Here is a 14,214-nt window from a genome sequence, read left to right on the forward strand (position 1 = left end):
TTATAAACTGATGTTTAAACCAAATCCAAGTTCTCTTCTTTTGGGATATTTCCCTGTATCATCGCCGGGGGTTAAGGGGTTAGAAGTGCTAAATTCAGGATCATAACCCTTATAGTTGGTCCACGTTAATAAATTCGTGCCATATATAAATGCTGTTACTCCTTTGAGATACAACCGTTTTGCAAGGGCCGGATCCATACTATAGGCAAACCTCATACTGGCAAGCCTGATAAAAGAACGGCTTTCCAGGTAGGCACTATTGCCATTAGCTTTTAAATTCCCCCTGGAAGGTCTGTTTGGATAATAAGGGTACTTTGCGATATCTCCAGGTTTTTGCCAGGAATTGTACAGCACATCCGGGTTACCAGGACCTGTATTAGATGGATTGTTTGCATTATACAACAAGGTATTATAAATGTCTCCACCTATAGATGCATTGAACAATACATTCAGTGAAAATCTCTTATAGTTAAATGTGTTGCCAAAACCAATATTGAACTTGGGTTGGGCATTGCCGATCACATGACGGTCACCATCATCAATCAGGCTATCCCTTTTGATATTTGCCCATTCGGTATCTCCTCCAACAAGTTTACCGGAAGGATCGTATAGGTTATGAACGGTTCCGTTATAAGGCTGTCCGTTGAAAGTGTACTGTGGTTTTCCGTTCACATACAAAGGTTTGTTATCAGCGCCCAATACCACCGTCAGTTTATCCCAGCTATCGTTATAGGCATTAGATTCGTTCCATTGGTAAACCCCTAAGTTTTTCCATCCATAAAAGTCTCCAATTTTTCCACCTTCCTGAACATACCATTTGTTGCCTGCAATAAACGGAACGCCGCCTGCAAGTTCCTTAATGGTACCCCTTTCGAAATAAATGTTCGCATCTATGTTCCATGAAAAATTCTTTTTGGATATTGGCGTACCGGAAACGGTGAATTCAATACCTTTATTAACAATAGAACCAAGGTTAACAATAACTGTTGAAAAACCTGTTTCTTTAACCAGCTGGCGCTGATATAACAAGTCCTTTGATTCCTTCTCATAAAGTTCGCCGGTGAAGTTCAATCTTCCTTTCAAAAAGGTAAGATCCAATCCCAGGTTTTTCTGGATGCCGGTTTCCCATTTAATCAGGCTGTTGCCTATCGTGGTATTATAGGCTGCCCCACCTATCCCATTGTAATTTCCCTCAAACTGTACTTTGGTAATGGCACCATAATCCTCGATCTGATCGTTACCAACCCTTCCATAACTTGCGCGGATTTTGGCATCATCAAGAAATGACTTGGACCAATCCATAAACTTTTCTGCAGAAAAACGCCAGGCCATTGATCCCGAATAAAAGGATCCGCGTTTGTTCTCGGGGCCAAAACGCGACGAACCATCATTGCGGTATACTGCACTGGCAAAATACCGGCTTTTATAATCATAGTTTACCCTGGCAAAAATAGCCTGATTGGTGTTGGCTGTACCAGTGGTATAAGTTTTGGAGCCCGTCAGGTAAGCAGGAAGGGTAACTATAATTTCCTCACTTGCTGAATTCAGGTACTCCAAATGAAATACACTCTGCGTTCTCCGGATGGCATTTGCCCCCAATGTTGCGCTTAAGGTATGGTCTTTAAATTTTTGGTTATAGTTAAAATAGGTCTGCGCTTCATACCTGAAATTTTTGGTCAGTTCATTTATACCATTGTTTGTATTCCGGTTTGGACTCACATACCGTGGTGCAAAAAAAGTATACTGTGGATTCTCATAGGCCAGGTTAAAAAGTGTGGTCCATTTGATATGCTTGGTGAGATCAAAATCCAATTGGTTATTGATCTGTGCCGAATAGGTTTCGGTTTTATTGATCTCATACATCGCATTGGCCACAGGATTCCGCTTCGAAGCGATATAACTCGTTAATGCCCCATCCGGATAATAGATCAGCGAGTTTGCAGGCCTGTCGAAAATAACATTTACCGTTCTTGCAATGGGTATTTCATTTTTGGTCTGATAGTAAAGCGAAAAATTCGAGGTGTATTTAAGCTTAGGCAATGCCTGGTAAGAGATGTTCAATCTGGTTTGAAGTGATTTCGCAAAACTGTTGATCACAATAGATTTATCGTCGATATAATTTACGCTCGAATAATAGTTAAAAGTTTTTGAGGCTCCTGCCAAACTTGCATTGACCTGGTTTCGCTGACCGGTATTACCCAGCAACAAATCCTGAAGATCATTATCTGAATTAAAAGAAACGTTCAATGAATCTGTATTCGAGCCTGCCGTGATCAATCCTCCGTTCTGTAACCTTCTAAAAGCCCTAACCTCCTCAGAATTACTCTGCGGGAGTTTATGTGCCAGTTTGCCAAACAGGTGTGTATACTGTACATCTACCCTGGGCTTGCCCTCAATCCCTTTTTTTGTCGTAATCAAAATCACACCATTAGCGGCTTGTGCACCATAAATAGACGCAGAAGCTGCATCCTTCAGGATTTCAATGCCTGCAATATCCAATGGATTGATGTTTCTACCATTGTCTGTAATTACGCCATCAACCACATAAAGCGGACCTGCGCCACCGTTTAAGGTAGTTACCCCTCTAATCTGAACGGTTCCTTCGCCTCCAGGACCACCATCGGTGGTTACAGTTACGCCTGAGGCTTTCCCCTGTAAGGCATTCAATAAGTCTACAGGTTGGCGCTCCTGTATATCTTTGGCGGAAACAGAAGAAACTGCTGAACTAAGGTCGCTTCTTTTAACCTTGCCGCCAAAACCGATTACAACCACCTCATCTAGCGCATTTGAAGCATCTTCCAGTACAATATTGATTGCTCCGCCGCCAACTTTCCTTTCAACAGTGTTATAACCGATCATGTTAAATTGCAGAATGGCATTTGGGGCTACTGAAATGGTAAATTTACCGTCGTTATCAGTAGATACTCCGCCAGTCTGGTCTTTCACCCTTACCGTTACGCCCGGGAGGCCTGCCCCGCTACGGTCTTTAACAGTTCCAGATACTTTTGTTTGCCCCTGAGCAGAAACATTAAAAATACTCGTCAAAGTTAGCATACATGCAAATACCGCTACCTTCAGCAAAGTCAGATCAGCGGGAAAAAATCGTGTAAATCTTCCTTTCATATCCCTGAATTAAAAGTTAGTAGAAAGTCGACTGGATAGACGGGCTGATTGGCCCGATGGGTGGCGCACAACAAGTTATTGATGTAACGCCAATGGTTCTCAAACCCTGGGTAATTTCTGTTACTCATACGATTTAGTTTTATATTTGGTTAATGCAATTAAAGGATAAAACAAGAAATAGTTGATGCAAGAATTGGCGAACTAATCAACTATTTTGGCAATAGCTCCTCTACATTTTGAAAATAGCTTTCTGATCGAAATGCCTATAATTATTACCCGACACCTATGTTTAGAAAAGCAATAGAGCTGGGAATGGGAATAAAAATTTAAAATCTGTTTACGATAATGATGTCAAAATAGCTTTTAAACGGACCCGGTATCAATAATAGCATGCTACGCAATTTAATAGCATAATAATCAACCATTTGACAGAATACAATTCAGCAGTTATAGGCATAAGGTCTCTGCGCAGATGTTATTTCTTAGCATAAGCAATCAGCTTAAAAATTAAAAAACAAAAAAACTATAGCCCGATTCAATATCCTAATCAAGAATTTTAATGATCATCAGACGTAATCAGATAAGTCTCACCTTTCCGAACGCCAAGTTCATAAAGATAAGTTTGCTTTAAGTTAAGCGGCTGCAGCGCTGTTTGGCTATGGTTAAGGTATTTTGTTTCCTCCATATGTTTAAGATCACCCATCCGTAAGCCTGCATTCAAATGCTTGATCTTAATTTTGGTAAACGTCCTGATGCTGCATTTTCCGGTTCTATTTGCTTTAAGGGATGCCGATTTAAGCTCCCCATTCGCCCATTGTATCCCGATGTTATAACCTCCCCTTGCTTTAATCCCTTCGATTTTACCCGACGGCCATGCATCCGGCAGTGCAGGGAGCAAAACCAGTTCATCATAATGGCTCTGCAGCAACATCTCTGTCATCCCGGCGGTAGCCCCGAAATTACCATCGATCTGAAACGGAGGATGTGCATCAAAAAGATTTGGATATGCTCCACCACCGCTCATCTGTCCTTTTGGTGAAAGTGGGTCAATATAATTTAATGCCGAGCGCAACACCTGATACGCATGATTTCCATCCTGCAACCTCGCCCACCAGTTCGTTTTCCAGGCCATAGACCAACCTGTACTAACATCACCACGGTGAAATAAAGACTGTCTGGCTGCCGATGAAAGTTCGGGGTTCCCGTAAACATTGATCTGATTTGCAGGGTAAAGTCCATAGAGTTGAGAAATGTGCCTATGCTGATCTTTAGGGTCATCCCAATCCTGAAACCATTCCTGTAGCTGTCCATATTGCCCGATCTGATAAGGATATAGCCTGGCTTTGGCCTGTTCGAGTCTTTTTGTAAATGTGCTGTCGGTCTTCAAAACTTTCGACGCCAGTATGCACTGTTCGAAAAGTTCTCTGATAATTGACATATCCATCGTAGAGGCAATGCTCAATTGATATTCTTTGCCTTTTATTTTGACTGTATTTTCGGGAGAGGTGGAGGGATTGGTAACCAGGTAACCGCTTTTAGGATCCTCTATTAGCCATTCCAACATAAATTCAGCCGCACCTTTCATTAAGGGGTATCCCGTTTTCTTCAAAAACAAGGTATCATTGGTATACAGGTAATGTTCAAAAAGGTGTGTACTCAGCCAGGCTCCAGCCATTGGCCAGGCGGTTTTTCTGGGCATTTCCCGCTCATCCTTATCAAAAGCACCTACCGGTGAGGTTTTGGCCCAGATATCCGAATTGTGATGGGCAACCCATCCTTTATTGATATTATAATTCACCCTGGCTGTTACTGCCCCGTTAACTGAAAGGTTTTTGATCAGGTTAAATAATGGCGCATTACACTCGGTAAGATTGGTATTTTCTGCCAGCCAGTAATTCATCTGTGTATTTATATTGGTCGTATAGTTACTGCCCCAGGGTGGCTGCACCAGATCATTCCAAAGTCCTTGAAGATTTGTAGCCTGACCTCCTTTTCTGGAACTTGATATCAGCAGGTATCTTCCATACTGATAATAGAGTGCCATCAGATTTTGATCAGGAACCTCATTGTTCTTAAAACGCAACAACCGTTCATTGGTTGGCAGTTGATCCAATTTAAAATCCTGATCCCCAAGTTCAAAATTTACCCGATTAAAAAGCTTTTGGTAATCGCTCAAATGATCCTTAAAGATCTGCGAATTGCCTTTTCTAATGACCTTTTTCATGTAAGTCATGGTCTGTACCGAAGGATTTTTACCTGCTAAACCTGCCGACTTATTAAAACCATTGAAACTTGTTGCAGCTGTTAAGTAGATGACAACTTCTGTTGCCTTGCTTACCGTTAAATTTGAAGAGGTATTTTTTACGGTTCCGCCAACATTGGCCACTTTCACCCTGATCTGAAAATTCATTCCCTCTTTTTCATCGTAGACCACCTGTTGAGGATCATACTCCCTTGCGGCCACATACTTTGGTGCTTTACCATTCAAAATCAGTTGTTGCTGACCTGAGCTTGCCACCACATATTTTAATTTGCTTGTTAAATCAAGCTTGAAACTGATCGAATTTGCTTTGCTAGCCGTTAGTTTCAATACCAAAACCTGATCGGGGTAGCTCATATAGCTTTGTCTGGTATATTTTATTCCATCTACGGTATACCTTAGCAGAGAGACTGCATTAGCAAGATTAAGTTCGCGATGGTAGTTCGTAAAAGTGGCATTTTTATGGTCAAATTCCAGAAATAAATCGCCCATTGGAAGGTACCTTGCCGAATATGGCCCCTGCATTTTACTCCAGAGCGCTGTTCCTTTCAGGTAATCTCCTTCAAACAATGCTTTCCTAACTTGTGGAAGCAGGTTTGGTCCTTCCGGATTGTTCCCCGGGGCTGGATAACCAGACCATAAGGTGCTTTCATTTAACTGTAACCTTTCCCGATGCACGTTGCCGAATACCATGGCACCCATTTTCCCATTACCTAAGGGCAGTGCCTCCTCCCAAACCCTGGCAGGCTGAACGTACCACAACTTTAGGGGCCTGGCAGTTGTTTTTTGAGCATTAACCTTTGCAGTATCAAGACCTATAAAACATATGATTAACTGAAAGATTAAAACAATTCTTTTCTGACTAAGAGTCTTCATATGAGATATCATAAATATTTGGTTATAGTAGGTTTATTTTGCCGAAGCTTAACAAAAGCTGGCATCTGCTAAACCATGATTTTAAACAGAATACCCTGGTCTGTTAATCCTGATTATAAATTTAAAATAAACCGCTTTTATATTTAATCTGCAACTACGTAATAATACATTAGGTTTTACTCTTCCGAATTATCCATTTAGTCAACAAAATTGACATCAATCAGCAAGCTTACGCTTAAAGCAGGCCAATTATGTTTAGTATTCTGCAAATATGATTGACAAATGGAATTCTATTTAAGATTAATTTGTATGAACCATTTATAAACCGATTGCTTTTTTTAAACCTTCTCATAGAAGCCCACGCAAGCCAAACCACTATTCATTAATAGATTATCAATAATGACTAAAATGCTGAATTTAATCCGTGTTACTAGTTTTACTACCATGCCAAGTGGCCGAAAGCTCAAAAAGGGAGATCAGCTAAGATATGATTTCCGAATCGAAAATATTAGTGATTCCATCATTACTAATATCTGTATCAATAAAGAAGGTGAAGAGCCACAAAAGGAAGGAATATCCATCAGTCCAGGGCTTAGCCACACAATAAGTAAAACTTATTTCCTAACCCTAGAGGATGAACGGACAGGGATTATCCGAAATACTTCAATCCTATCGGGCCAGATACCTACAGGAGAAATCATTACCGAAAAACTGACAGGATTGAATGAGATAAAATAAATATGAAAAGACAAACTGTTCGGTTTGTCTTTTCTGATGTTGATTTTATTGTGCTACATCGGCATAAGATGTACCAATTCTTATTTTTTTAACAAAATGGGTTGCCTGTGAAGAATCACCTCCATATACGCCCCACTTCGGATCACAGTAATCGACATCTAAAGTTCTGCAATACAAGCGCTGACTACCATTTGCCAGTGTCTGTTTAACGCCATTATACCAGAATTCAATATAGCCCACTGCAGGATCTCTGGATACTTTCATCCGGATAACGAATTTAAGCCAGGTGTTTACCGCCAGTGTGGTAGACCATGGAACCGTGGCTACATGGTTGTCGTCGAAATGCTGTAATTCAAGGTTCCCCGATTTGGTTCTGAGCATCAGGGGATGATTTTGTAGTGACCCGGCAGTTGGATAGGATTTCCATTGGAATATGGCCTCTGTTTTTAATGTAGTTGGCATGTAAATCTTACTGGTCCATCCTATATATATTTCATCTCCATCCTGGGCTTCGTAATTTTTGGCACCATGGCCCTCTGTCCTGTGGCTTGATGCTGGCTTCAGAAATTTCCAGGTTAGGGTACCCGTTTCATCATTTACGGTAGTTACCGTTCCTGTACCTTCAATATTAATGTCTTTCCATACGTTAGCCGATCCGTTGGAGGCATCACCATTAAAGAGCACAGACATGATCTGTACCCCTCCTGATGTAGTGTTTTGCTGCTGTTCAGCTTTGCCAATTTTTTCTCCCGGCGTTTCGGCTGTTGATTGTTTTTTGCAGCCATACTGCAATACGGTGGCGCAGGCAAGCGCCAGAATTACTGGTTTAAAAGTTCTCATAAGGTTATTATTTTGGTTAGTAATAACTAAATTTAGCGCCTTATTTCATTTCATTATTCTGCACCATAGGCCAATTAATCAGCTGGATTAGCATATTAAGAGAATCATTTTCGCCCTAGATATTTTAGAGCTTTTTTAAATAAATCACGAATGAGCATTATGTAAATGAGGCTTTTTTATTAACATTACATTTATTTTATGTTGATGCTTCGAAATATTCAAATTGATTTCCTAAGGTTTTTGGCCATAACACTCGTTATCATGCTTCATTCAGGTGGTTTTACAAATTCCAATATAATAAACCAGATTTACAATACTATAGCGCGTGGAGGATGGATTGGAGTAGATTTGTTTTTCGTTTTAAGTGGATTTTTAATTACCTCACTGGTCCTGAACGAATATAAAGCATCTGGCAAATTTGACGTTAAAAAATTTTTGATCCGGAGAGGCATAAAAATATATCCTTTATTCTACTTTTTTCTGGTCTTCCAATTTTGTTACAGCGCTTACCTTGGAAAGCCTCAGTCTTCCATAAATCTTCTTTATGAAGCAACTTTCATCGCTAATTATACAGCATTAAATAATCTATTTCTTTGGTCGATATGTGTTGAGGAACATTTTTATCTGATCATTTGCATGTTTGCCTATTTCTTCCAAACGCATAAAGCTTTTCATCCTAAAATTATCCTGAAGATTTATGTTTTCACATTGCTCCTGGGATTCTGCATCCGGATGTTTAATTACATTGAATTTCAAAACTATGATTTTTATAGGGATTACATACCAACTCATTTGCGAATACATGGGCTTTTTGCAGGTGCAGCTTTAGCATATTTTAATATTTATAAACCCAATGCAATTGCTGCAGTAATTGATAATAGAATTTTAAATTCAGCATTACTGTTGTTATCTGTAGCTTTTCTGCTTATTAATTTCATTTGGAACTTAGATGAGGATATAATAGTTTCTACATTATGTTTTACAACAAATCCTATCTGCTTTGCTTTCATTCTGGTCAATCTAATCACCATGAAAAATAGCTGGATACTTAGTTTGTTAAAACCTATGGCATATATTGGAAAATACTCCTACTCCATCTACTTGTTTCATATATTTTTCTTAAGCGTAAAGTATCCTTTTATCCATAACTATGGCCTTATGTTCGTTATCATTCGATTTGCAGGCATATTTATTGGAGGAATTGTAATTAGTAAGTTAATAGAATACCCGATTCTTAAATTAAGAGATAGGTATATTCCAAGTAACGCAAAGCTGTCATTGGCTTCGTCCTAAAATTCTTTATCATAAACGTTCCTTAAGCTGATGTTGGAACCGCGCATGTATTTTTGGGTTGCTTAAATACCAGCCAAAAACTTGATGATTTACAAAATGCCGTTGCACAAAAAACTCGAGCAGTTAATTTTCTGGAAATTTTGGGCCTTGTAATTACCGAAAACTAACGGAGCTCTAGCCTCTAATGTTGATTTATATAACCATGATGATATTTTAAAGTATTATATCCCTAGGTTTTCACGCGTCCGTATTACTGTATTAACCGGCAGCATCAATTGCTCAGCTATCTGCTCATGTGTCAAAGAAGCATCCTTTATCAGCGCATTTATAACCGCTCCGCCAAACCTTCCGATCTTTGAACGGTTTTTAAGCAGTTTGGGCAACTTGTCTTTAATATCTGAACCAACAGATTGCGGTGCCAAAGGATATTTATGGTTGTTCAAGGAAAAATTCAGTTTTCATCGAACCGCTGAAATGACGGAAACGTTTAATCGTATTTACCTGATAAACAAAAAAAATAGGGAGTAAAAAAAAGGGCAAAAGATCTTTAAAAATCCTTTGCTCTGTGAAGGGTCCAATCGCAGTTCTTAATAAAAATCAATTTGTGGATGAATTAATCGAACTAGGCCGATTTTCAAAAATTCTTTTAAAGGGATAAAATCCAATATTGGTTTTGTAGGAATGAGGATTGCTGAAATCCTCAACTTGAAAATCAATTGGTTCGAGGGTTGAATTCAATACGCTATAAATTTAAAACAAGAAAACCTTTCAGGCCATCTCCTGTTCATTACCTATTGAAGGTTTTCTCCTCTTAATACTGCAGGCTAAAACTGAATACTTAATATTTTAAAAAAAAGCGTTTTTAGAAACTTGATATTCGCATAAAGCTAAGATATAATCAGTTTACAACTTGAGCATAAATTAAGAGCGAAGTTTCTTTATCAATTTTATAGATTTGAACATGATTTCAGAAAGCAGCCTTGGTATTAATGATGATTTTGAGAAAGACCTTAATGAGGAAAAAGATATTGACCTGGAAGAGCCATCATCTGCATTACTGCTCAACGCCATTCCCCAGCAGGTATGGACAGCGAATAGCGCTGGAGAAATCAATTATGTAAACGATGTTATTTGCAGGGATTTTGGCCATAGTCCAAAAACAATCTTAGCGCAGGGCTGGACCTCCTTTGTACATCAGGATGACCTGCTTTCAAGTATTCAGCGCTGGAAGGCATCACTAGAGAGCGGAAAAGAATATACAAACGAATTTAGGTTACTTTTCTCCGACGGCCTTTACTACTGGCACCTTGTTATCGCAAGACTGGTGAAACAGAAAGGGAAACCCGATATCTGGGTGGGAACCAATACCAATATCCACACCCAAAAAATGAATGAGGCCAGAAAGGATGAATTTATTTCTATCGCGAGCCATGAACTCAAAACCCCATTAACCACCATTAAAGGGTTTCATCAGCTCCTTTTGAGAATAGCTGAAGAGGGCAAGGTAAAAAGTTATCTCGAGCGTTCATCAGGACAACTCAACAGATTGGAAAAACTCATAGGCGATCTGCTGGATGTGAGCAAAATAAATGCAGGCAAAATGCTTCTGAATTCAGAACTGTTTGATTTTTCCAGCATGCTCAAAGAAGTGGTAGTAGAAATGCGGCAGATGTACCCTAAACATGAACTGAAATTAGCGATTCAGGATGAAACTGCCTTCAATGGAGATCGATTCAGGCTCGAACAGGTAATCCATAACTTTGTTTCCAATGCCGTCAAATACTCCCCGGATTCAAAAACAGTAGAAATCAATGCAAAAATAGCTGACGGGAACATTATCGTTTCAGTAACTGATTATGGAATTGGTATCAAGTCGAGTGATTTAGAGCAGCTATTTGAACGGTATTACCGCGTAGATAATTCCTCAACCCGATTTGATGGGCTTGGCCTGGGGCTGTATATCTCTGCAGATATTATCAAACGCCATGGCGGAAGTTTCTGGATAGAAAGTACTTTGGGTAAAGGATCTGTTTTTTCTTTCAAGCTGCCATTGATCTCAAACTACCTGGTAAGCCCGGAAATACACACTAAGAGCCATTATAAGGATAAACATATTACCATATCCTGCCCAGCTGACAGTGATACGATGCACGTAGAATGGACAGGACACCAGGATATGCATTCTGTCAAACACGGCGGCACTTTAATGATCGAATACTTAAGGGCAAATCAGCGGAGCAAAGTGTTTAACGACAACAGGCTTGTTCCCGGAACCTGGTCAGAAGCCTCAGATTGGGCTGCAAATATCTGGTTGCCCCTAATGGAACTGGCCGGCTTAAAATTTTTCGCATGGATACTGTCAGAAAGTGCTTTTAGCCAGCTTTCTGCAAAAAAGAGCGTCGAAAACGACGATAAACAGGCTGAGATTGTTTTTTTTACTTATGCTGAAGAGGGATTAAAATGGCTGGCAGACAAAAAGTGAACGGGTTATGATGCTACACCCTAATGCAAAAATTACAGCTATTATCTTATCCTAAGTGAAATAAGATTAGCCGGGAGAGTAATTACATTTGTTTTTTGTCGGGATGAGAAGATTCGAACTTCCGACCTCCAGCACCCCATGCTGGCGCGATACCTGGCTACGCTACATCCCGATTAAAAGTTATGCCGGCAAATATAATAGCAGATGAAAACAATCACAATCGATAAATTGCAACCCATTGAAAATCATGCCGAATAAATTACAAAGTTAATTTCAGTTTTTAGAGGTATATTAAAGATAAAATCTTGTTTTGGCAAGGTAATGAGTGGATACTGGTTGGAAAAGCTAAAAAAGAGCCTGATTATTTAATAAAAAATGATCAGGCTCTATCGATATGTTCTGAAAATAATAAATTGATGCAGTTACTTTTGGCACTTACCTAGCCACCAGTATAATTAAAAGAAACCCTTGTTGCAATTTCTGTATAGCCATCATCTTTAAAATAAGCAACATAGTAGCTTCCTGCAGGACTATTGGCTGGCAGGCTCAGTGCGACACTTCCACTTGACATTCCATTGGTATACTTCCAGCTATTAGCATAATTGGTACCGGGTACTTTGTTACTTTGATAAATCCCTACCCAGGCTTTCGCATTAGTTGAGCCATTTGCAAAATTTACTGTAATCGTTTCGCCATTGGCGTAATTTGTTTTATTCAAACTTATTGTCGGCTTTATGCTTGTAATCGAAAAAGTGGTAATTAATCCTTTATGATCGGATGGCCATGTTCCTGTTGGAATCAGGAAAGGATTGGTATAGGTTGGATCTTCATATCCTTGTCCCCGCACAATTGATCCTGAAGGCCCAAATACAATAGATTCACTTACATTGACCCTGTTACTATTATCGGCATAATAAATGTAATCAATCCGGTCCCTTTCATCTGCATCGGGCGCCCAGACAAGTGAGGAGAGGCTGGCACTGGTATTAAATGCGGCCCAGGTAAAGCCGGGTGCGGTGACCGGGTTGGAATTCCTTACCCTATAAGAGTCCTTAAATCCTCTAGCATATAAAGTAACACTGTTCTGCCAGGGAACAATAGTTCCGCGGTGGTCAAAAAGATTCTTTTGTTCGTTCACCCAATCCAGATGAGATGGTTCGTTAAAATCTCCACCCAATATTACAATCCTACCACTATCCCTTTCCAGTTTTGCATCATTCACAAAAGCTGCGATTTCTTCATCTCTACTGGATTGCAGATTTGAGGCCAAAATAGCATTTACGTCGGTAACTGGCTGACTCATTTTTTGAAAACTATTGCCATCGTAGCCCCTGGGTAGGTAACAGGCATAATTTAAATAGTCTAAATGTGCTGAATAGATAGCAACCTGGGTATTGAGATCAAGATTGATAACCGCCTTATCAAATGCATTTCCATATATCCCTGTTTTAAATGATACGATAGGATATCTGGATATGATTCCTACATTATTGTCTTTAAAAGAATAAAAGGTTAAGTTTTTCGCACTTAATGCCGCTAGAACCCTGGCGCTGAAATTCGTATTATTATAATTGCGCACTTCACTTAAGGTGATTAAATCTGCGCCGGATTGTACAATGGCATCAATGATACCATTAAAACCTCCTGATACCTTTGTCCCCTCCTGCCACACATTCAGCTGCAATACTTTTAAACTAAGCGTTGAGCTCGCGGAGGTGCTGGCCTTTAGCATTGTGGAAGGTAATGCAATAGTACTATTTGCAGTGGTGGGTGTGTTGTCCTTTTTGCAGCTCATTAAGATGAAGCAGCAAAGGAGGATAGTAAGAAAATTGGTTTTCATAATTGCTATATTAATATTTGGTTAAAATCATGATATTATAATCTATGAGAATTGGTAAATACTGGTTTACTTAATATGGCTGCACTGCCAGGCGGAAACAAGACATACAAAAAGTAGGTTGTTTTTGCATTAGATGTTTTGAGTTTAGGTTTGAAAAATATTGCCATTAATTTTAGTGCCCTATTTAACCTGATGTTCGCAGGCAATTACCCGATTGCAAAACAATCCTCAACACTCCCCTTTTCCTGCTTCTGTACTATCCAAAGTTCAGCTCACTATTTAACTGAAATGCGAACTACCTTAAGTTACAAACAAGTAATTATAGCTTATAAAATTAAATGAGCGCAAACGTTTGTTTTAAAATTATATATTGAACGGTTATTTAATCTATTTTGATTCCAAAAGACAGAGATTCCTTATACCTTATTGTTTAGTTAATTGCAAACGGATATCTATATCGCACAAACGTTTGATAATTCATTCTGGGTGTATTAAAAAAATAGCATTTATTAAATTAATATGAATTTGTATTACAATTAAGACTGGTTTTTCATATGGTTAATGAAGTAAGTGACATGGCTAGAAGCTTGATACGATGACAAAAATAATTCATCAGTCATGAAGCTAATTTCAACCAGATTATTGGCAAAGCAGTTTTTTTAAAAAAAAATCAAACAACTGCCCCCCTAACTAGCTGCCACTTTAGTTATCAAAAACTTTAAATCTTTAAAAACCAAATCGGGCCTTCTGCCGTTTATCAAA

8 protein-coding genes and 1 tRNA gene are annotated in these 14,214 nt (G+C 39.2%); 3 read left to right on the forward strand and 6 right to left on the reverse strand.

The features are described from left to right. Together AC07YT_RS06595 and AC07YT_RS06600 are read right to left on the reverse strand one after the other, a co-directional pair. On the reverse strand, positions 1–3,123 hold the full coding sequence (locus AC07YT_RS06595) for a SusC/RagA family TonB-linked outer membrane protein (protein WP_086545571.1): 3,123 nt from the start codon (positions 3,121–3,123) through the stop codon (positions 1–3). A 556-nt stretch (positions 3,124–3,679) separates the two neighbouring features. Beyond that, positions 3,680–6,259, reverse strand: a complete 2,580-nt coding sequence (locus AC07YT_RS06600; RefSeq protein ID WP_086545570.1) for a glycoside hydrolase family 95 protein — start codon at positions 6,257–6,259, stop codon at positions 3,680–3,682. A 399-nt stretch (positions 6,260–6,658) separates the two neighbouring features. Between AC07YT_RS06600 and AC07YT_RS06605 the strand changes: the two genes are divergently transcribed. After that, positions 6,659–6,997, forward strand: a complete 339-nt coding sequence (locus tag AC07YT_RS06605; protein WP_145954211.1) for a DUF7507 domain-containing protein — start codon at positions 6,659–6,661, stop codon at positions 6,995–6,997. A gap of 45 nt (positions 6,998–7,042) precedes the next feature. On the opposite strand, the gene AC07YT_RS06610 is transcribed toward AC07YT_RS06605, so the two are convergent. Next, positions 7,043–7,837, reverse strand: a complete 795-nt coding sequence (locus tag AC07YT_RS06610) for a heparin lyase I family protein (RefSeq protein WP_086545568.1) — start codon at positions 7,835–7,837, stop codon at positions 7,043–7,045. Between the two features lie 204 nt (positions 7,838–8,041). On the opposite strand from AC07YT_RS06610, the gene AC07YT_RS06615 reads away from it, so the two are divergent. Then, the gene (locus tag AC07YT_RS06615) at positions 8,042–9,130 is read left to right on the forward strand and encodes an acyltransferase family protein (RefSeq protein WP_494945239.1); all 1,089 of its coding nucleotides are present in this window, start codon (positions 8,042–8,044) and stop codon (positions 9,128–9,130) included. A gap of 221 nt (positions 9,131–9,351) precedes the next feature. Here the strand turns inward: AC07YT_RS06615 and AC07YT_RS06620 are convergent, their stop codons facing one another. Beyond that, entirely contained in the window at positions 9,352–9,552 is a 201-nt protein-coding gene (locus tag AC07YT_RS06620; protein ID WP_494945240.1) for a hypothetical protein, read from the reverse strand. Positions 9,553–10,091: 539 nt separating this feature from the next. Here AC07YT_RS06620 and AC07YT_RS06625 point away from each other — a divergent pair. Further along, on the forward strand, positions 10,092–11,612 hold the full coding sequence (locus AC07YT_RS06625; RefSeq protein WP_086545565.1) for a sensor histidine kinase: 1,521 nt from the start codon (positions 10,092–10,094) through the stop codon (positions 11,610–11,612). 98 nt (positions 11,613–11,710) lie between these two features. On the opposite strand, the gene AC07YT_RS06630 is transcribed toward AC07YT_RS06625, so the two are convergent. Both AC07YT_RS06630 and AC07YT_RS06635 read right to left on the reverse strand, forming a co-directional pair. After that, a tRNA-Pro gene (locus AC07YT_RS06630) sits at positions 11,711–11,784 on the reverse strand. Positions 11,785–12,051: 267 nt separating this feature from the next. After that, positions 12,052–13,452: an endonuclease/exonuclease/phosphatase family protein gene (locus AC07YT_RS06635; RefSeq protein ID WP_086545564.1), complete on the reverse strand. Its 1,401-nt coding sequence runs from the start codon at positions 13,450–13,452 to the stop codon at positions 12,052–12,054. Positions 13,453–14,214: the final 762 nt, after the last annotated feature.

The organism is Pedobacter sp. GW460-11-11-14-TSB4 (genome assembly GCF_059423705.1).

What these genes read in the sequence shown, in the direction of transcription:
- AC07YT_RS06595 (WP_086545571.1), bottom strand. Translation starts at nt 3,123, where the DNA reads ATGAAAGGAAGATTTACACGATTTTTTCCCGCTGATCTGACTTTGCTG.
- AC07YT_RS06600 (WP_086545570.1), bottom strand. Translation starts at nt 6,259, where the DNA reads ATGAAGACTCTTAGTCAGAAAAGAATTGTTTTAATCTTTCAGTTAATC.
- AC07YT_RS06605 (WP_145954211.1), top strand. Translation starts at nt 6,659, where the DNA reads ATGACTAAAATGCTGAATTTAATCCGTGTTACTAGTTTTACTACCATG.
- AC07YT_RS06610 (WP_086545568.1), bottom strand. Translation starts at nt 7,837, where the DNA reads ATGAGAACTTTTAAACCAGTAATTCTGGCGCTTGCCTGCGCCACCGTA.
- AC07YT_RS06615 (WP_494945239.1), top strand. Translation starts at nt 8,042, where the DNA reads ATGCTTCGAAATATTCAAATTGATTTCCTAAGGTTTTTGGCCATAACA.
- AC07YT_RS06625 (WP_086545565.1), top strand. Translation starts at nt 10,092, where the DNA reads ATGATTTCAGAAAGCAGCCTTGGTATTAATGATGATTTTGAGAAAGAC.
- AC07YT_RS06635 (WP_086545564.1), bottom strand. Translation starts at nt 13,452, where the DNA reads ATGAAAACCAATTTTCTTACTATCCTCCTTTGCTGCTTCATCTTAATG.